At 38.1% G+C, this 18,842-nt stretch carries 23 protein-coding genes; 15 read left to right on the top strand and 8 right to left on the bottom strand.

All coding sequences use genetic code 11. From position 1 onward, the window contains the following. Positions 1–48: 48 nt before the first annotated feature. Both ACLHDG_RS09960 and accD read left to right on the top strand, forming a co-directional pair. Positions 49–783 (top strand): inositol monophosphatase family protein, encoded by a 735-nt coding sequence (locus tag ACLHDG_RS09960; RefSeq protein ID WP_415406082.1) that lies wholly within the window; start codon positions 49–51, stop codon positions 781–783. Positions 784–791: 8 nt separating this feature from the next. After that, positions 792–1,706: an acetyl-CoA carboxylase, carboxyltransferase subunit beta gene (accD, locus tag ACLHDG_RS09955; RefSeq protein ID WP_415406081.1), complete on the top strand. Its 915-nt coding sequence runs from the start codon at positions 792–794 to the stop codon at positions 1,704–1,706. Positions 1,707–1,811: 105 nt separating this feature from the next. On the opposite strand, the gene ACLHDG_RS09950 is transcribed toward accD, so the two are convergent. Then, positions 1,812–2,153, bottom strand: a complete 342-nt coding sequence (locus ACLHDG_RS09950) for a cupin (RefSeq protein WP_415406080.1) — start codon at positions 2,151–2,153, stop codon at positions 1,812–1,814. 16 nt (positions 2,154–2,169) lie between these two features. Continuing rightward, positions 2,170–2,682: a hypothetical protein gene (locus ACLHDG_RS09945; RefSeq protein WP_415406079.1), complete on the bottom strand. Its 513-nt coding sequence runs from the start codon at positions 2,680–2,682 to the stop codon at positions 2,170–2,172. A gap of 103 nt (positions 2,683–2,785) precedes the next feature. On the opposite strand from ACLHDG_RS09945, the gene ACLHDG_RS09940 reads away from it, so the two are divergent. The 3 genes from ACLHDG_RS09940 to ACLHDG_RS09930 are packed head-to-tail and all read left to right on the top strand — an operon-like array spanning position 2,786 to position 4,914. Next, positions 2,786–2,917 (top strand): hypothetical protein, encoded by a 132-nt coding sequence (locus ACLHDG_RS09940; RefSeq protein ID WP_415406078.1) that lies wholly within the window; start codon positions 2,786–2,788, stop codon positions 2,915–2,917. A gap of 6 nt (positions 2,918–2,923) precedes the next feature. Further along, positions 2,924–4,315, top strand: coding sequence for a CCA tRNA nucleotidyltransferase (locus ACLHDG_RS09935; protein WP_415406077.1), 1,392 nt, complete (start codon positions 2,924–2,926; stop codon positions 4,313–4,315). Next, positions 4,312–4,914 carry a hypothetical protein gene (locus ACLHDG_RS09930; protein WP_415406076.1) on the top strand — a complete coding sequence of 201 codons (603 nt, stop codon included), beginning with the start codon at positions 4,312–4,314 and terminating at the stop codon, positions 4,912–4,914. The genes ACLHDG_RS09935 and ACLHDG_RS09930 overlap by 4 nt, the downstream gene beginning before the upstream one ends. Positions 4,915–5,041: 127 nt before the next feature. Here ACLHDG_RS09930 and ACLHDG_RS09925 read toward each other — a convergent pair whose 3' ends face one another. Continuing rightward, the gene (locus ACLHDG_RS09925; RefSeq protein WP_415406075.1) at positions 5,042–6,481 is read right to left on the bottom strand and encodes a catalase; all 1,440 of its coding nucleotides are present in this window, start codon (positions 6,479–6,481) and stop codon (positions 5,042–5,044) included. Between the two features lie 32 nt (positions 6,482–6,513). Next, positions 6,514–7,173: a ferritin family protein gene (locus ACLHDG_RS09920; RefSeq protein ID WP_415406074.1), complete on the bottom strand. Its 660-nt coding sequence runs from the start codon at positions 7,171–7,173 to the stop codon at positions 6,514–6,516. 289 nt (positions 7,174–7,462) lie between these two features. Here ACLHDG_RS09920 and ACLHDG_RS09915 point away from each other — a divergent pair, with 289 nt between their 5' ends. The 9 genes from ACLHDG_RS09915 (at position 7,463) to ACLHDG_RS09875 (ending at position 13,208) form a co-directional block, all read left to right on the top strand. Then, positions 7,463–8,356: a TraB/GumN family protein gene (locus tag ACLHDG_RS09915; RefSeq protein ID WP_415406073.1), complete on the top strand. Its 894-nt coding sequence runs from the start codon at positions 7,463–7,465 to the stop codon at positions 8,354–8,356. Between the two features lie 121 nt (positions 8,357–8,477). Beyond that, on the top strand, positions 8,478–8,960 hold the full coding sequence (locus tag ACLHDG_RS09910; RefSeq protein WP_415406072.1) for a Spy/CpxP family protein refolding chaperone: 483 nt from the start codon (positions 8,478–8,480) through the stop codon (positions 8,958–8,960). Positions 8,961–8,973: 13 nt separating this feature from the next. After that, a complete protein-coding gene (locus ACLHDG_RS09905; RefSeq protein ID WP_415406071.1) occupies positions 8,974–9,630 on the top strand; it encodes a response regulator transcription factor in 657 nt (218 codons plus the stop codon). Next, complete coding sequence (locus tag ACLHDG_RS09900) at positions 9,627–10,862, top strand: ArsS family sensor histidine kinase (protein WP_415406070.1); 1,236 nt, start codon at positions 9,627–9,629, stop codon at positions 10,860–10,862. Before ACLHDG_RS09905 ends, ACLHDG_RS09900 begins: the two co-directional genes overlap by 4 nt. Beyond that, positions 10,859–11,206: an MmcQ/YjbR family DNA-binding protein gene (locus ACLHDG_RS09895; protein ID WP_415406069.1), complete on the top strand. Its 348-nt coding sequence runs from the start codon at positions 10,859–10,861 to the stop codon at positions 11,204–11,206. The genes ACLHDG_RS09900 and ACLHDG_RS09895 overlap by 4 nt, the downstream gene beginning before the upstream one ends. Before the next feature lie 34 nt (positions 11,207–11,240). Then, on the top strand, positions 11,241–11,738 hold the full coding sequence (locus ACLHDG_RS09890; protein WP_415406068.1) for a histidine phosphatase family protein: 498 nt from the start codon (positions 11,241–11,243) through the stop codon (positions 11,736–11,738). Then, positions 11,735–12,340 carry a class I SAM-dependent methyltransferase gene (locus ACLHDG_RS09885; RefSeq protein ID WP_415406067.1) on the top strand — a complete coding sequence of 202 codons (606 nt, stop codon included), beginning with the start codon at positions 11,735–11,737 and terminating at the stop codon, positions 12,338–12,340. Before ACLHDG_RS09890 ends, ACLHDG_RS09885 begins: the two co-directional genes overlap by 4 nt. Positions 12,341–12,388: 48 nt before the next feature. Beyond that, complete coding sequence (locus ACLHDG_RS09880; protein ID WP_415406066.1) at positions 12,389–12,757, top strand: DUF2237 family protein; 369 nt, start codon at positions 12,389–12,391, stop codon at positions 12,755–12,757. A gap of 118 nt (positions 12,758–12,875) precedes the next feature. Then, positions 12,876–13,208: a hypothetical protein gene (locus tag ACLHDG_RS09875; protein ID WP_415406065.1), complete on the top strand. Its 333-nt coding sequence runs from the start codon at positions 12,876–12,878 to the stop codon at positions 13,206–13,208. A 48-nt stretch (positions 13,209–13,256) separates the two neighbouring features. Here ACLHDG_RS09875 and ACLHDG_RS09870 read toward each other — a convergent pair whose 3' ends face one another. The 4 genes from ACLHDG_RS09870 to ACLHDG_RS09855 all read right to left on the bottom strand — a co-directional run bounded on the left by ACLHDG_RS09870 (position 13,257) and on the right by ACLHDG_RS09855 (position 18,187). Further along, positions 13,257–14,324 (bottom strand): alkene reductase, encoded by a 1,068-nt coding sequence (locus ACLHDG_RS09870; protein ID WP_415406064.1) that lies wholly within the window; start codon positions 14,322–14,324, stop codon positions 13,257–13,259. Positions 14,325–14,472: 148 nt separating this feature from the next. Then, positions 14,473–14,901 carry a desulfoferrodoxin family protein gene (locus ACLHDG_RS09865; RefSeq protein WP_415406063.1) on the bottom strand — a complete coding sequence of 143 codons (429 nt, stop codon included), beginning with the start codon at positions 14,899–14,901 and terminating at the stop codon, positions 14,473–14,475. Between the two features lie 109 nt (positions 14,902–15,010). Beyond that, the gene (gene hrpB, locus ACLHDG_RS09860; protein WP_415406062.1) at positions 15,011–17,500 is read right to left on the bottom strand and encodes an ATP-dependent helicase HrpB; all 2,490 of its coding nucleotides are present in this window, start codon (positions 17,498–17,500) and stop codon (positions 15,011–15,013) included. A gap of 60 nt (positions 17,501–17,560) precedes the next feature. Further along, positions 17,561–18,187 (bottom strand): alpha/beta hydrolase, encoded by a 627-nt coding sequence (locus ACLHDG_RS09855; protein ID WP_415406061.1) that lies wholly within the window; start codon positions 18,185–18,187, stop codon positions 17,561–17,563. A gap of 55 nt (positions 18,188–18,242) precedes the next feature. Between ACLHDG_RS09855 and ACLHDG_RS09850 the strand changes: the two genes are divergently transcribed. After that, positions 18,243–18,776, top strand: a complete 534-nt coding sequence (locus ACLHDG_RS09850) for a YaeQ family protein (RefSeq protein WP_415406060.1) — start codon at positions 18,243–18,245, stop codon at positions 18,774–18,776. Positions 18,777–18,842: the final 66 nt, after the last annotated feature.

Raw genomic sequence — 18,842 nt, 5'->3', positions numbered from 1 at the left:
TTTTCTTCAGCGGAAGGCTCAATCGACTGGTCGATTAAGAGGAATCAAATGACAGATTTTATCAAAGCCTGTATCAAAGCCAATGAAGAGATTTCTTTAGCACTCAAAGAGGGTTTTGATCCTTCTTGGTTTGAAAAGACTGTTGTAGGTGCAGGTGGAGATGTCAGTTCCAAGCTTGATCTCTTTGCTGAAGAGATATTTGTCAAGCATTTAGGTACTTTTGGAGAGATAGAATCTGAAGAGTCTGGCATTATTGGCACCGGTGAAGAAAAGATCATCATTGATCCCATTGATGGTTCTTCAAATGCGCTTTCTCTTTTCCCTTTTTACGGTACTTCAGTTGCAAAAGTAAATGCTCAGGGTATTTTAGATGCTGCTGTAGTGTGTAATCTTGTCAATGGAGATATTTTTCTGAAGTCTGATACCACTGAAGTACAGCAGGGGAAACTTTTTACAGATGCTTTTCATACTCCTCATACTGTTCCCCATTCAGAAATAGGACTTTTTGAAAAAGCCTATGCCAATCCTGTTTTGGTTGCAGCATTGGATAAAGAGAAGTTAAAATTTAGAGCACCAGGTGCCATAGCACTTTCACTTGCCTATGCAAGGTCTGTGAATTATGTACTCTTTATGGGAGAGTTTCGTATCTACGATTTTGCTGCAGGTTTGGCACTTTGTGAAGGGCTTGAAGTGATTGTTGAGGCGGATTATGTTATAGTATCCAAAGATAAAACTATAGCTAAGAAAATAGAAACATTAATTAAAAATAATAAGTTACAGTAGGAGTAGATATGTTTGGAAGTCTTTTTGATAATATATTAAAAGAAACAAAGGAAGAGCAGCCTAATCAGTGGATAAAATGTCCAAAATGTACTTCATTGATGTACTACAAAGAGGTAGAAGCGAAACAAAATGTATGTCCTAAATGTAACCACCATTTCCGTATCTCTGCGGAGAAAAGAATAGCAGCTATCGTTGATGAAGGAAGTTTTGTTGAGTTTGATACGACATTGGCACCAGTAGATCCATTGAAATTTTCAGATAAAAAGTCATATAAAAAACGTCTTGAAGAGGCAAAAGCCAAAACAGGTAAAACATCTTCTGTAATGAGCGGTTCATGTACCATCGACGGTCAAGATATAGAGCTTGTAGTCTTTGACTTCTCTTTTATGGGAGGAAGTCTTGGTTCTGTAGAGGGTGAGAAGATCGTTCGTGGTATCAACAGAGCCATCGAAAAAGAGTGCGGGTTTATTATCGTGTCTGCTTCTGGTGGTGCACGTATGCAAGAGAGTACCTATTCTCTACTACAGATGAGTAAAACATCAGCTGCACTTAATAGATTGCACCATAAAGGTCTGCCTTTTATTTCTATTTTAACAGATCCTACGATGGGTGGTGTTTCTGCATCATTTGCAATGCTAGGTGATATCATTATGGCAGAACCGGATGCACTCATAGGATTTGCAGGTCAAAGGGTTATCAAACAAACTGTAGGTGTTGATCTGCCGGAAGGTTTCCAGCGTTCAGAGTTCTTACTTGAACATGGTCTTATCGATATGATAGTTGATCGTGGTGATATGCATCAGACATTAGCTGATTTGTTCAGACTATTTAGTAAAGATGCTTCAGCTCTTAATAAACCTGTGCCTAAAAGACGAAAAACAGATAGTAAAGTAGATATTGAAACACTTAGTGAAGAAGTGTAGTTATTCTATAAATAATTTATGATCTTAATAGATAAAGAGACTTAAACACGTTCCCAAATACACAGTGGAAACCAAGTAGGATAGTTTCACCTATATGTGACGATGCTAGAGTTTCAATACACCTTTTACTCTGGTAATCGTATCACTTTTATGAAGGCTGAGGCGTACTACAGACTCTGCAAGGGCTTTAAGCTCATGCATGACATTTCCTTCTAAAGCTATGACATCACCTTCATTCAAAATGACAGTTTTTTCTCCGACACCAAACTTAATGGATCCTCTCATTGTCATCACTGTAATAGGAAACTTGGTTTTATGCTCCTTCATTACCTGACCATCTTGAAAAGCGATACGGATCTCTTTACCAAAATCACTATCCAGCATGGGTTTGATGACTACACACTCATCTGAAAATTCCAGATCTTTGTAAAATGATGCTGTTTGCATATGTTTGCCTTTATTTTTATTTGTTTCCAAAAGTATTGCTTGGAATAAAAACCAAACATAGAAATACGATCATATCGAAGATCTGTATGAATATATTTGTACTAGTTGTAGTTGTTGCAACAGCAGCAGCTGAACCATCGGCTGTTTGTACAGCCGCAGCACTGATAGCCACTTCTTGTGGAGGAAGTACAATATTAAGTATCAAAGAGATAAACATAATACCCAAAATGGTCCCCAATACGGGTAGACCCATATCTCTAATACGTTTTCCTAAAATATTGAGTTGACCAAGCATTGCAGCAAATATTAAAATCATAATACCTGCTATAGCAACAAAGCCAAACTTGTCCATTAGCATCTTTTGCGTTTCAGCCAAGTTACCACCCATAAAGTTTTCAACTGCTCCTACTGTAGCAATAGAACCCAAAATGATCGCTATAATGAGTACTATCAATAGTATGTGATATCCAAAATAGGGTAATCTCTGAAGTTTACCCGTTCCCCATTCTCCGAAATATGTTTTTAGCATAGTTTTATCCTTTGATTGTATGATTATATATTGTTACCATTGTATCTGATTTTAGAAGAAGTAAATAAATATTTATACGTAACATAGAATATGGAGAGCTATTGTGCAGTTTGATAAAGATATCACAGGTAAATTCTCAGAGTTGTTTTTGAAACTTAGAACTGTTATTATGGGTTTTGAAGAGAGTTTTATTTTAAATATAGAAGCAGTTGAGCTTAAAAAATTACGGAAGTGATAATGTATGTACCTACCGAAAATTATTGAAACCATTTCCCTCTCTCTTCAAAAACATCATGCCAAAGCTATCATAGTGGGTGGCTCTGTCCGAGACCATTTTTTACAACTTCCAATTAAAGATTATGATATAGAAGTGTATGGGTTTGATAATCTAGAGCAGTTGGAAAAGATACTAGTAGAGTTTGGATCGGTCAATCTGGTAGGTAAAAGTTTTGGTGTACTTAAATTTGTGCATGAGAAAGAGGAATATGATTTCTCTTTTCCCCGTTTGGAGTCTAAAGTGGGGAAAGGACATCGAGGGTTTGATGTAGAGACGGATGGAAGTATGGCCTTTGAACAAGCTGCTCTACGTCGTGACTTTACTATCAATGCCATGGGTTATGATATAGAGGGGAAAGCCTTTTTAGACCCATTTAATGCCCAAGAAGACATAGATGCACATCTCCTTCGGCATATAGATGACAACTCTTTTGTAGAAGATCCCCTACGTGTCTATAGAGCAGTGCAGTTTTGTGCAAGGTTCGGGTATGAACTTGCACCTGAAACGAAGAAACTGTGTTTGAATATGGTTAAAGATAACTTGCTTGAGGAGCTGCCTAAAGAGCGTATCTATAAAGAGTTTGTAAAGTTACTTCTGAAGTCTCCAAAACCATCTCTAGGGTTTGAACTGATGCGTGAACTTGGTATCTTACGTTATTTCCCGGAGCTTGAAGCCATCATCGATGTACCTCAAGATTCAAAATGGCATCCGGAGGGAGACGTGTGGGTGCATACCATGATATGTATTGATGCGATGGTAGGACTTTTAGGAGAAGATAAAAAGAAAAACCTCAAATACATGTTTGCCATCCTCTGTCATGATTTCGGTAAGGCTACCACTACCGCCACAGATGAAGATGGATGCATAAGAGCCATAGGGCATGAAGTTGAAGGCTTGGAACCTACTAAAAGTTTTATGTACAGACTCACAAGTGAACATGATTTCATAGAAAGTATTTTGCCATTAGTAGAATATCATCTAAAACCTTCACAGTTTTATGCTGCAAAGTCTAAAAACAGGGCCATTCGAAAACTGGCCACAAAAGTCAATATAGAAGAGCTGGTGATCGTTGCAAAAGCAGGTTTTTTAGGGCGTACTACGCAAGAGTCACTTCGAGGTAACTATAAGGCAGGAGAGTGGCTGCTTGAAAAAGCAAAAGCCTTAAAGGTGCAAAACAAACCACTCGATAATCTTTTACAGGGAAGAGATCTCATAGACTTAGGGTTAGAGCCATCTCCAGAGTTTAAATTTATCTTGGATGAAGTGTATGAGTTGCAGATGGAGGGAGATATTTGCACAAAAGAGGAAGCGTTGGATTATGTTAAAAAGTATATAACAAAGCAGGATAGAAAATGAATGATTCAACGAAAGACTCACAAGAGCTAATTAAAGATCTTGGAAAAGCCGGTGATGGTTTAAGTAGTGGTAGAGCATTTTTTCTCAGATATTTAGGCTTTCCGTTACTTAACAGCATTATCTCATGGGAACGTGCTTTGGATATCTTTGAAAAAGAAGGAGAAAAAGTGCTTTTTTTAGCCCGCTCTATGAAAAAAGATAAACTTTTTGAACGTGTGCTTGTGCCTAAACTTTTTGGTCTGGAAGATAATTCACGCTACTACAGTGTAGCAATGGTCATCGAACACCTTATCATTGTAGGGAGTGCATTAAAAAAGCGCATACCATTGCTTAGTCAAGGAAAAAACCTTGATAAAGAGATAAAAATAGAGGATTATAAACCCTATATGGAAATAGATGAAACGATCATAGACCAATATGAGATATTTTTACATAGTTTTCGAAAAGAGGTGGAAGAGAATGTAGATAATATCTATCTTGAGAATCGCCATGAGCATCCATGGTTTGGAGAGCTTAAAGCAAAAGATTGGTCGGTAATGGGTGCCATTCACCAAATGGTGCATAGAAGACAGATAGAAGCGATTATTAGAGGACTATAAACTTTGTTATATTTACATTATAAGGTTTTGAACAACTAAAGATTTTAGAGATAAAATTTTTTTAATTCTTATTAATTAGATAAAATAGATAAACCCATCAGTTCATATCTACTGATGGGTAATTTCCTTAAGAATTAGCAATTGATTTTTCTATTTCTGTTCCATACTCAATATCAGCTTTTTTAAAATGTGATATCTGCAAATTCTGAATCTCTTTTGAAGCATTTCTTAGACTACCTGTAATGTTTGAAACTAAATCTTTTTGCTCTTTTTCATTTAAAACTCTATAAAGATTTCCAGCTTGTACAAAATCACTATTTTCATCACTGTCATAAGCGTAACGGTCTGCATCACCACTTATTTTTAATGGTGGTTCAGAAAGTTCAGGTGACTCAGTCGGTACAGTATAATGGCTTGGTTCATAGTTTAAGCTATCCCCACCATTATCATCAAAACGCATCGCACCATTTCTAAAACCGTTATTGACCTCTACATCTGGTTTATTGATGGGTAAGGCATTATAATTTACACCTAGTCTGTATCTTTGTGTATCTGGATATGAGAACAATCTTCCTTGAAGCATTTTATCAGGTGAAAGTCCAATACCTGGTACTTTATTTGACGGTGAAAAAGCTGCTTGCTCTACTTCGTTGAAATAGTTTCTTGGGTTTTTGTTAAGCTCCAAAATACCTACTTCTATCAGTGGATAGTCCCCATGAGGCCAAACTTTAGTCACATCAAATGGATTGATGGCATAACTCTCAGTTTCAATCTCAGGCATGATTTGCACATACACTTTCCATGATGGGAAATCACCATTTTTTATTGATACAAAAAGGTCTTCTGTTGCATAATCAGGATTTGTTCCTGCTAATCTTGTCGCTTCATCTGCTGAGAGATTTTTAATCCCTTGGACAGTTTTGAGATGAAGCTTCACCCAAAATCGTTCATTATTTGCATTGATGAAACTATAAGTATGAGAACTGTATCCATTCATATGACGATAACCATCAGGTGTTCCACGGTTGCTAAAGAGTGTCGTTATTTGATGCAAAGACTCTGGTGATTTTGACCAAAAATCCCACATCATATTGTCTGATTTCAAGTTGCTATCAGGCATTCTTTTTTGCGTATGGATAAAGTCAGGGAACTTTAACGGGTCTCTTATGAAAAAGACTGGTGTGTTATTTCCCACTAAATCCCAGTTGCCCTCATTAGTGTAAAACTTCGTTGCAAAACCTCTAGGATCTCTAGCAGTATCCGCAGAACCCCGTTCACCTCCAACTGTTGAAAATCTTGTAAAAGTTCTTGTTTGCTTACCTACTTCAGAAAAAATATCAGCTTTAGTATAAGCAGTGATATCCTTTGTCACAGTAAAAGTACCATGAGCACCTGCACCTTTAGCATGAACAATTCTCTCAGGAATCTCTTCTCTGTCAAAGTGTGCCAACTTCTCCTGAAGATATACATCTTGCATCAACACAGGTCCACGTGAACCTGCTGTTAATGAATTTTGATTGTTATCTACTTTTCTTCCGTTTGCCGTTGTCAAATCTATCTTTTTCATAGTTTATCCTTTTTAAATTATCAAATAATCATTTATCCTACAGTTATATCTTCGGATGCTTTTTTAAAGTACTCTTGACCTGCCTTACATAATGGACAGGCTTTGGGTGCTTTTTTACCTCTATGTACATGTCCACATACTTCACAAATGTACTCTTCGTTGTTTTCACTATCGAAGAAACCTTCTGCTTCAAGTGCAGACTTAAGTGCTAAGTATTCTCTCTCATGTTCTACTTCCACTTTACCGATGGCTCTAAAAAGTCTAGCGATATCAACCAAGCCTTCTTCTTTTGCTATGGCTTCAAAGTTAGGATACATCTCTTCATGCTCATAGCGTTCACCATCTGCTGCATAGATAAGGTTCTTCTTGGTAGTGTCTAACTCTATGTCATTTACTAATTTATTGTAAGCCTTAAATTCTGCCATCGCATGATATTTTTCATTATCAGCAGCCTCTTGGAAATGTCGTGCAATTCTATGTAATCCCTCTGCATAAGCTACATCAGCAAAAAATTCATACTTATTTCGTGCTTGTGACTCACCTGCAAAAGCTTTCATAAGATTTACAGCTGTTAAGTTCTCAGTAATACACTCCATCTCTTCTCCACAACAGACCAGTGTCCCAGCACCAACCTCTTGTACCTCTATCTCGCTACTGCATTTGTTACATTTGTAAGTTTCGTATTGTCTCATTCAACATCCCTTTTATTCATTAAGGATAATAATTATCCTTTGTAAAGTATAACCCTTTTAAACTTAGAAGAAAATAATTATCAACTAATAAATAATATTAATATTAAAAATGAGAACTGTTTGAATAAAAGCTAATACATTAAAGTAATTACTTTCTCTAAAACCTTATAATATATAACTTTATAATGTTTTTATTTTTTCTGAATTATAATTTTACTACAACAATACAACCTAATTTAGAAAACTCCAAACCCTGCTATACTTGTAAAAACGAAATTACGGAATAAACATGAAACTATTTAAACTACTAATACTTTTACTAAGCTTTACTATTTTAACAGTAGCCAATGAGGGTATAAAACATCCGTTTCTATGGGAAGTCAAAAAAGGGGAACAGACTTTTTATCTTTTTGGAACGATGCATTTGGGTGATCCTAAGTTTCATGTACTTCCCAAAGCACTTAAAGTTGCCATAGACAAGAGTCATGAGGTTCGTACTGAGATTCCTATGGATGCAAGCTTTCAAATGAAGAGTGCAGCTTTGATGCTGAGGAGTGATGATAAAGGTTTGCAAGAGATCATTCCTAAAGCACTTTACCACAGAACAGAAAATTACATCAAGCAGATCAATCCTCAACTGAACCTTGTACCTTTTGATAAAATGAAGATCTGGGCACTCTCTGCCGTGACTGCTATGTTGGAAAATCAACTCAAATACCCTATGTTGCAAGCTATTGACTCTGAGATATATCGTTATGCGCAAAGTAAAAACAAGGGTGTAGGTGGTATTGAAACTATAGAAGAGCAGATAAGCGCTATGGATAAATTTTCCTTAAATGAACAGATTATGGGACTAGAATCTACACTGGATTACCTTGAGCAGAATAATGACTTTATGGAGGAGATGAAACATCTTTATATGCTAGGTGATGAAAAGAAGATGATGGCTTTTATAGAAGGGACGATGTTCAATATAGAGAAGTATAAAAAGTTTGAAGAGAAGTTTATGCAAGTACTTCTTTATGATAGAAACATATTGATGGCTCAGAGGATAGAATCATTACTCAAAGAGCATCCTGCAAAACGTTATCTGTTTGCATTTGGTGTAATGCACTTTTTAGGACAGAAGAGTGTTGTGGAGCATCTTGAGGGCAAAGGTTATAGTGTGAGTAGAATAAAATGATAGAAGATGGTTAAACTTTATTAAGAAAAGTGTAGATCTTCGTTTAGATTCATGGTTCATACTTACAGAGTCAAAAGGGATTAAATCTCCAAGACAAAATATAAATAATTAAGGATAAACCATGAAAACATTAAAAGTATTAACTATCGTAGCAGTCACAGGTGTAGTAGGTGTGATGACACTGCATGCACAACCTATGAATATGGAAAATTGCAAGATGATGAAACAACACTGTAATGCAGAGAAAAATGCTGCAGGTAAGTCTTATAAAGGGATGAATAAACATCATAAGATGCACAAGAACCCTATGATGAAGATATTTAGAGAGCTTGATCTGACGCAAGAGCAAAGAGCAACACTCAAAGCACATCGTAAAGCAACAAAAATGCAGAGAAAAGCAGAGCGTGAAAAGATGTTTAAAGAGCGTAAGATCGAAAACTTCGTAACTGTAGATGGATTTAACAGAGAAGCATTTATCCAGAGTGCAACCCAAAACTCCAAGCGTATGATAGAGATGCGTGCAGATAAGTTTGAAACGATGATAGGTGTATTGACACCTGAACAGAGATTAAAGTTGATCGAGCTGCTAAAAGCACAAAAATAAGTTATAATATTTTATGATAAATATTTTGATGATAGAGGATGATGCCCAATTTGCATCACTTCTTACCCACTACTTAGCAAAGTATAACCTCAAAGTCACTAATTACCAGGATCCCTATCTTGGACTTAGTGCAGGGGTTGATAAGTTTGACCTTCTTATACTTGACCTTACCCTGCCTGGCATGGATGGACTTGAAGTATGCAAAGAGGTGGTGAATAAGTATGACATCCCTATCATTATATCTTCTGCACGTTCTGACTTGAGTGACAAGGTTATCGGCCTACAGCTGGGTGCAGATGACTACCTCCCCAAACCTTATGATCCCCAAGAGATGTATGCACGTATCATCTCTCTTCTACGACGCTATAAGAAGATCAACGAAACAGAAGATGAACCAAGTTACTCTTTGATGCTGGATGAGCAAAAAGAAGAGGTTACTCTTGATGGTCAACAACTTGACCTTACCCCTGCAGAATTTGTAGTGTTAAAACTCCTTATAGAACAACGGGGTTCAACCGTCTCAAAAGAGCAGATATTCTATGACTCTGAAGTGTTTCAGTTCGGGACTGATGGCTCACTCTCAGTCATTATGAACCGGCTTAGAAAAAAAGTGGGTGATGATGTGCATATCAAAACCGTACGTGGTATAGGGTACAAGTTGTTGTCATGAGTATTTACAGCAAGATTCGCATCATATTTTTGGTCTCTGTACTTTTTGTTACAGCATTTTTTGGAGCCTCTTTTTATATACAAAAAGGTGAACACCTCAGAGAGATGCAAAAACGCTATGTACAAACTTCTCGTTTTATTCAGAAACATTATCGACAAAGCAAGAGAGAGCATAAAGAACCCAATTTTGACCTTTTTTTACAGGAGAGCAGCTTTGAACCCATCCTCAATGTAGAAAAAGTACGTAAGATCCGCAAAAAAGCACATCTTGTCACAAAAAGAGGAGTATTACGCAGTAAATTTAAAATACTCAGAATAAAAAATCAATTTTATCTCTCTTTGGAGCATCCTCATTTTCAATTACTTCTTAAAGATAAACAACTCTCTACTCCGCCATGGCAGTTACTGGGTGGGTATCTTCTCTCCTTGCTGTTTCTCTTGGGACTTTACTTTTGGCTTACCAAGAGTTTGAAACCACTCAAAATTCTGCAGCGTCAGATACAGAAAGTTGCAGAGGGAGACTTGAGTGTTTCAGTTAAAAGTGAACAGCGTGATGAGATAGCAGAAGTAGCCAATGCTTTTGATGATGCCCTGCGAAAACTCGAATCGCTTATCAATTCCCGACAACTCTTCTTACGTACCATCATGCATGAACTCAAAACTCCCATAGCTAAAGGAAAGCTGCTCAACACCTTTCTGGAAGATGAGAAACTTGAAGAAGGGTATGATGCAGTCTTTGAACGCCTTGAACTGCTTATAGATGAGTTTTCAAAGATCGAGCAGATGCTCTCTTCGAGCTACGCATTTAAGCTTGCATCCTACAATGCCAAAGATCTTGTCGAGCAGGCCTTGGAACTGATGATCATGGATGAAGTTCAGATAGAAGAACAGGTAACCATCATAGAAAAAGAGCCGTTGATCGTGCATACTGATTTTAAACTTTTTGCGTTGGCATTGAAAAACCTTATAGACAATGCCATAAAATATGCGCCTGACCATAAGGTTACCATTACGATCACAAAAGAGAGTCTGATACTTGCTAACAAAGGGGTACAGTTCACTGAGACATTAGATACCTATGCCAAACCATTTCATGGGAAAGGGCATGGCCTGGGCTTGGGACTTTATATCGTTCATAATATTATGGAGATCTTGAAGTTGGATCTAGAGTATACTTATAGCAATGCAGAAAATGTATTTACAATTATGGTACCGAGTAAGGAGCTAAAATGAATTTTAAACAACTTGATAACTATATTTTGAGTAAACAAGGTGCTACTTTTGATTACCCGTTTGATGAAAAAGTACGTGTATATCGCATTGCAGAAAAAATGTTTGCTTTGACTGCCGATGAGATACCTCTGGAAGTCAATCTCAAATGTGATCCTATCTATGCTCTGGAACTTCGTTCTATTTATAAAGGAGTGAGAGCGGGGTATCATATGAATAAAAAGCATTGGAATACAGTTACCTTAACCAATAGTGATATAGACGATGAGAGTGTTAAAGAGTTGATCGATCATTCGTATGAGTTGGTGTTTTCCAAGTTGACGAAGAAGCAAAGAGAGATGTTGTAACTTGCAAAAAATCCATCTACTAAGACATTTCCGTGTGAAAGACCACAGTGAAGGTTTCATGAATGCAGATGATTTTTTAGCATGGGTGAAGAGATATGATAAAAGTGACATGGAATACCTCAGAGTGAACTTACCAACAAAACTTGATAAGGTTTATGTCAGCTCCCAACAAAGAGCATTAAAGAGTGCAATATTTTTGGAATTAGAGTATGAGAGAAGTGATCTGTTGGTTGAAGTTGATGCACAAGCTTTTATATCTGGAAAAATAAAACTTCCCAAGAAATTTTGGTTGTTTATTGACAGGTTGCGCTGGTATCTTAATGTACGAAAGGTAGAGAAAAGATCAGATACTACCCAGCGTGCAAGATCATTTATACAAAAGCTCAAAGAAACAGATGATGTACTTATTATCTCACATGGATTGTTTATGCATGTGCTTATATCGGAACTCAAAAAAGAGGGTTTTGAAGGATCGGTCGATAAAAAGATCAAAAATGCAACGATTTATACAATGGAAAGAGAGCTAAGATGAAAGAAGAGAATTTTTTTGAAACAGTGTATCAGAATGCGAGTGATGACTTAAGCAGTATACCATGGGCTACGATGTCACCCAATGTTCATTTGGTAGAGTACTTGGAAGAAGCAGAAGATGTCAAAGATAAACAGGCATTGGTCATAGGCTGTGGTCTGGGAGATGATGCAGTAGTATTGGCAAAGAAAGGGTATGTGACAGATGCTATTGATATCTCATCTACAGCTATTGAGATGGCTAAAGAACGCTTTGGAGAAAGTAGGGTACATTTCTCTGTGCAGGATATATTTACATTGCCAGAGGACTTTAATGAAGCCTATGATTTTGTCTATGAAGGACTCACCATGCAGTCTCTTCCCAGGGAGCAGAGGAAGTTGGTGGTAGATATCATCTCCGGGTTAGTTATAAAAGGTGGTAAGTTGTTTGTCTATGCCCATGGTCAGGATGATGAAGATGATTATGGTGGACCGCCATGGCCGTTGTACAGTCATGAGTTTGATCTGTTCTTGTCTAAAGGGTTTAAAGCAGTATATAGTAAACAGGAAGTAGAGAAAAAACCCATTGCGCCTCATGTGTGCTGCGTATTGTATGAAAAAGAATAGAACCCTCTGAATACCTAGGCTATTCAGAGGGTTCTATAAGGATAGACTATGAATGAAACGTTAAATGTATTGGGTGAACCGTTGGAACCTTGCTCTTTGAAACCGCTTACAGGATTTTACAGGGATGGATCGTGCAATACAGAAGAGGACAACCCGGGTGTGCATGCTATCTGTATTTATGCTACAGAAGAATTTTTAGCTTACTCTAAAAAAGTGGGTAATGACCTTTCAACCCCTATGCCTCAGTACAACTTTGCAGGTGTGAAAGCAGGGCAGAGCTGGTGTCTGTCTGGACCTCGTTTTGTTCAGGCACACAATGATGGTATGGCACCACACATCTTCATCCATGCGACACATCAAAGGATGCTTGAACTTATAGACCTTGAGATATTAAAGACGTATGCCATCGATCTTTAGATCTTTAGTTTAGTTATAAGAATATATCTAAAAAAAGGTTGTATATAAGAGTTATTGCATAAGTATTGCACAGTGAATAGCTATTATAAGTCATATTTCGGGTTAGAAAGGATATATGATGTTATACAAAGTAAAAGCGAAAATGCGCGAAGGTAAAATGGAAGCTTTTTTTACTGCTTTAACGGATGGAAGCATCGCCAATCAAGAGCCTGATGGTCCTACGATCGTAAATGCGATGCAAAAAGCTCTGATGATAGATGATGAGACACTCTCCTGGTATGAAGTATGTCATTGTGCCACACCTTTGGCACATGAACGAAAAACCGTTTATGATACATATCTTTATGGGATCACTACTACATTGGTCTATAAAGTCCAAGCCGATATAGTAGGCAAGTCATTTTGGGATTTCCTAGAGAGTACCTACTATGATGAGACATATTCCTATTAGCTTGCTCTATAGAGCTGTATAAGAGATGAAAGGGTTTACCTAGTACTCTTATAGAACAGGATAATCAGTATAACCTTTTTCATCTTGTGTATAGAAAGTGTCAGGATCTGCTTCATTAAACCCTGAGTTTGTTTTAAAACGCTCAGGTAGATCAGGGTTGGCAAGGAAGAGCACTCCAAAAGCTACTGCGTCAGCTTGATTATTTTCTATAGTCGCATCTCCTCTTTCTTTATCATAAGCTCCGTTGGTGATGAGAACCCCTTTATAGGCTTCTCTAAGTATGGAAAGTTCTACGACATTAGCCCCATGTCTTATGTCATCTTCAAGAGCATCTACGATATGAAGATAAGCAAGATTAAATGCATTTAACTTATCACAGACATAAGTAAAATGTTTTTGTGGATCAGAGTCTGTCATGTCATTAAAAGTACCACTTGGAGAGAGTCTGAGACCTGTTTTATCTGTACCTATCTCATACGTTACTGCTTTGATGACATCAAAAAGAAAACGGCTTCTGTTTTCTATACTTCCACCATACTCATCTTCTCTTATATTCGTACCATCGCGTAAGAACTGATCTAGCAGGTATCCATTGGCACCATGTATCTCAACGCCGTCAAACCCAGCTTCTATGGCATTTCTCGCACCATGAGCATATGCTTTAACGATCTCTTTTATCTCTTCTGCAGTAAGTGCTCTTGGTGTTTCATATTCTTTCATACCCTCAAAGGTATAGACTTCACCAGAGGGCTTTATGGCAGAAGGAGCTACAGGCAGTTCTCCGCCATGATATGCCGAATGGGAGATCCTTCCCACATGCCATAGTTGTAAAAAGATAGTCCCCCCTTTGTCATGCACAGCCTGAGTCACTTTTTTCCAGCCTTCTACCTGCTGGGCTGTATGAATACCCGGAGTACAAGGATACCCGATGCCCTGGGTTGAGATCTGTGTTGCCTCAGATATGATCAATCCGGCAGAAGCTCTTTGAGCATAATACGTAGCCATCAAGTCATTGGGTATATTATCTTGGACACTTCTGCATCGTGTCATCGGGGCCATGAAAATTCTATTTTTTAAAGTGTAATTTCCTATTTTTATAGGTAAAAAAAGATTCATAATGAACTCCTTATAAAGCTACTTCTTTGTCTTTAGCTTAGTGAAATACAGTGCAATATCTGTGTAGAACATAAAAGTAAGAAAGTATTTTATTATGTGAGTTGATGTATGCGTTACACCTCGGGAGAGGTGTAACTGGAAAAGGTGATTATAATGTTACGGATGTTGTCCATATACCATGTAGGTTACAACCGGCTTTTGCTTTGAGTACTTTAACGTTGTCAAGTTTTAATGAAAAAGAAGCTGCTCCACGTGAAATCTCTGGTTCAAGGGTGCTTTTTCCTACCAGTTTGTCATCAGCATAGAGCTCGATAAAGTCGATCCAGTGATCCGGTGTACTTGGATGAATGATCCCACCTTGACCTACAGTGATCTCTATAAGTGTATACCCTTTAGCATCTTTTTCTTTGATCGTTACGAGTGGAGAGTGTTTGAGTTCACCTTTGTCCATCTTTGCCGGATCTTTTGGTTTCATATCCATACGGTTCATATGCTCTACTGCCATTTTTGCTTCAGCACCTACAGCTGCTACCATTGCAGCTACACCTGCTACTTTTAATGCTTTTCTTCTATTCATTTGGTTTCCTTTTATAATTATTATTATCTGTTATTATATAAAGGTTCTTCTTAAGTGACTCTGCTTTGTCATGTGAATACCCTGTTTTTATTTGTATGATCAAAATTAGTTACATATTTTTCTTGGTCTTGCTAGTCGCTTGAGCTGTAAGCGGATCATCTGGCCAGTAGTGTTTTTTGTACTTTCCTCTTAACTCTTTTTTCACTTCATCATAGGTGCTTTTCCAAAAGTTCTTTAAGTCTTGTGTGACTTGCATAGGTCTTGAGGCTGGGGAGAGTAAGTGTATCATGAGTTTGACTTTTCCATTTAGTACCGTTGGTGTGGCTTTTGTACCAAACATCTCTTGTAGGCGTACAGCTAAGATGGGTTGTTTGGGGTTGCTGTAGTCTATGGCAATGTGTGAACCACTGGCGACTTTGAGTTTGCTAGGGGCTAAGGTGTCTAGTTGTTTGGTTTGTTCAAAACTTAGTTGTCCTAAAAGTATGTTATGTAAGTCTAAATTTTGACAGCCTCTGAGCGTACTTACGCCTGTGAGGTAAGGAGCTAACCATTCGTCCATGTTTTCTAAAAGGTAGTCATTGCTAAAGTCAGGGAATGCCATCCCATAAGCATTGACAAAGTTGACTCTTTGTCTAAGTGTTTGAGCTTCCTTGCTCCAGTTTAATGCATTTAATCCTAACGCTTCAAGTTCCTCTAGCAGTACGGTCAAAACCTCTTCATTTGAAGCATTGGTTATCTGTATTTCTCTTAATATGATGGCACCTAAACACTGTACTCTACGTACTTCTACCCTTTGTTGCTCTTCATTCCACGTTACGGCTTCTCTTACTTCTATCTGCTCTTTGAGGTGTTCTTCTATTTGCACTTGGGTGAGTTCTATAGCTTTGTAAATAGTTGCTTCTTTGGTACGGGCATCTAAGTCAGACAAGACTAAAAAACGTGCATGAAAAAGTTCATCTCCTCTGTGTAAAGATGCACCTTTAGCGTTGGAAAGTAGGTAAGTGTTGTTATGTTCTGAGCGTTGTTTGGCGATGCGGTCTGGGTAAGCAAAGGCTAGGAGTATGCCAAGCATCTTTAGGTTTATGGTTTCTTTTTGTACCTTTTCTATGCGTTTGGCATTAGCGAGAACATAGTGGCATTGCTTGAGGTTGATGAATTGGGTATTGACCGCTATTTTGTTAGTCACATCATGAAGCACTGAGACGCGTTCACGCATATCAGATGAGCCAAAAGCATTATGATAAATGTCTTTTTCTGAGACTAAAACAGATAAAAGTGAAGCTTCATAAGAGAGGTCAAGTGCTTTGGCTTTGAGCATCATGTGTGCTAGTCTTGGGTGTAAACCATAACGGCTCATGGCTCTACCATGTGAGGTGATGATGCCTTTACTGTCCAGCGCACCTAGTTGCTCCAGTAGTTCTTTTGCATGGGTGATGGCAGTGGCAGGAGGGGTGTCCATCCATGAGAGAGAATTCATATCATCATTACCCCAAAGTGCCAGTTCTAAAAACATCTGCGTCAAGTCTGCGGAGAGTATCTCAGGGACATCATGCTTTAGAAGTATTTTAGACTTATGCCAAAGGTGGTAGGCTTTTCCCGCAGACAAGCGTCCTGCACGTCCTGCTCTTTGAGTAGCGGAATCTTGGGAGATAAAAGTACTCTCTAACTTATTCATGCCTGAGAAAGGGTTAAAAACAGAGACGTTATGAAGTCCTGAGTCTACTACTACAGTAATGCCCTCTATGGTCAAAGAAGTTTGCGCTATGTTAGTGCTAAGCACAACCTTTCTAAAGCCTTTGGCTGGTGCTTTTATGGCTCTGTCTTGCGCATCTTTACTAAGGTTGCCATAGAGTGTTGAGATGAAAACATCTTTTGGCTTCATGGTGTTTAAAAGCTTCTCTACAGCTTTTATCTCTCTCATACCTGATAAAAATACCAGTATGTTCCCCTCTTCATTTCGTAAGATATCTAGCAGAAGTGTATGTACAAAAGATGGTATCTCTTTTTTAGTAGGTTGGGGTGTATGCGTAGGTAGGTAAATACTCTCCACAGGAAAAGAACGCCCTTCACTCTGTATGATGGGTGCCTGGTCAAGTAATTTTGAAATGGCAGAAGTGTTGAGTGTTGCAGACATAACAAGTACTTTGAGGTCTTCACGAAGCACAGACTGAGACTCAAGCGTAAGTGCTAAAGAGAGATCAGCATGAAGACTACGTTCATGAAACTCATCGAAGATGACCAAAGCAATATCTTCCAAGCCAGGGTCAGCCTGAAGCTTACGTGTCAAGATACCCTCAGTGACTATGAGTATCTTTGTATCTTTACTCTGCACAGACTCCATCTTTATCTGATAGCCTACACGTTTACCCACTTTTTCACCCAAAAGCTCAGCCATACGTGCAGCAGAAGAACGCACCGCCAAACGACGAGGTTCAAGCATGATGATCTTCTTGTCTTTTAACCAAGGTTCCTCTAACAGTGCAAGAGGGAGTGCAGTGGTCTTTCCTGCCCCTGGAGGAGCTTGTAAAACGAGACGATTTGAAGAGAGGAGTGCTTGTTTTACTTGTGGGAGGACTTGGTTTATGGGTAGGGTTTGCATGATAGGATTATACTTTATTTTTTCATCATTTTTATTGTTTTAAGGTCGCAAATTGCGACCTTAAGTTTTGATACTCTTTACCCACTCCGCCAACATCATCAACTCATCTTCTGCAATTGTATGATCTTTCTGATAACTTTTAAACTCTATGTCGAACCCACCATTTTGCAACACTTCAATTTGCTCTTTTGAAGTGCTAAAAGGCAGAACTTCATCATATGTTCCATGTGTATATAGCCAGTTTGAAGCTTTAACGTCTTGGTTCATCTCTTGTAGTAGAGTATCAGCATCATAGATATAGCCACTTACTGCGATGTACCCTGCAAGTACTTTCTCGTACCTGGCACCGAACTCAAAAGTCAGCAGTGCACCTTGTGAAAATCCAAACAAGAAACTCTTATGTGCATTGAACTGTTCTTCAAACAATGTATCTAAAACCCCTGTAAGTACCTTGCGTGAGTACTCGATACCCTCTAGCTGATGAGGAGGTAAGTCATACCAGGAGAAGCCCCCGTAATACTCGAAGGGTGCATCAAGTAAAAGGTAGTTCATGTCATCTATGTTTAGGTATTCTGGCAAAAAAGTAAATCCATCAGATGAATCTCCACGACCATGAAGAATGATCATCAGCTTTTTAGAAGGTACTTTAGAAGGGACAAAAATATTGTTTAGGGGTAAATGTTTCATGGGTGATTATACTAGATTTATATTATAATATACTCTCTAAAATACAAGGAATTCTATGGCAACCAAAGCAACCATCTACAAAGCACTACTAAACATCGCAAACATGGATAGTCATTATTATGCAGAGCATAACCTAACCATGGCGAAACATCCCTCTGAAACGGACTTGCGTCTGATGATTCGTTTGATTGCATTCATACTCAATGCAGATGAAGAGTTGGTCTTTTGTAAAGGTATATCGCAAGAAGATGAGCCTGATCTGTGGAAAAAGTCTTTAGGTGGAGATATAGAACTATGGATAGACTTGGGGCAACCTGATGAAAAGCGTATCAAAAAAGCCTGTGGACGTTCTGAACAGGTCATTATTTATACTTATCAAGAGGGTATGGCTGCATCTTGGTGGAAAAGCATTGAGACATCGCTTACACGCTTTTCAAACCTTCAAGTGATTTATCTTGAGATAGAAGGTGATATAGAAGTACTTGCGAAACGTGCTATGAATTTACAAGCCAATATTTTGGATGGTGAACTAACTTTGATCGAGGATGAAGAGAGTGTTGTTGTGAGAGAAAAGATTTGGATGACTTAGTAAATAGATGATTTAAATAGTATTGTAATATTTTTTTGGAATGCCTTTTATTTTACTTGTGGCGTT

The organism is Sulfurovum iocasae (genome assembly GCF_047716765.1).
Taxonomy (GTDB): domain Bacteria; phylum Campylobacterota; class Campylobacteria; order Campylobacterales; family Sulfurovaceae; genus Sulfurovum.
Note: the sequence above shows the minus strand (reverse complement) of the source record. Positions and strands in the feature narration are given on the sequence as shown.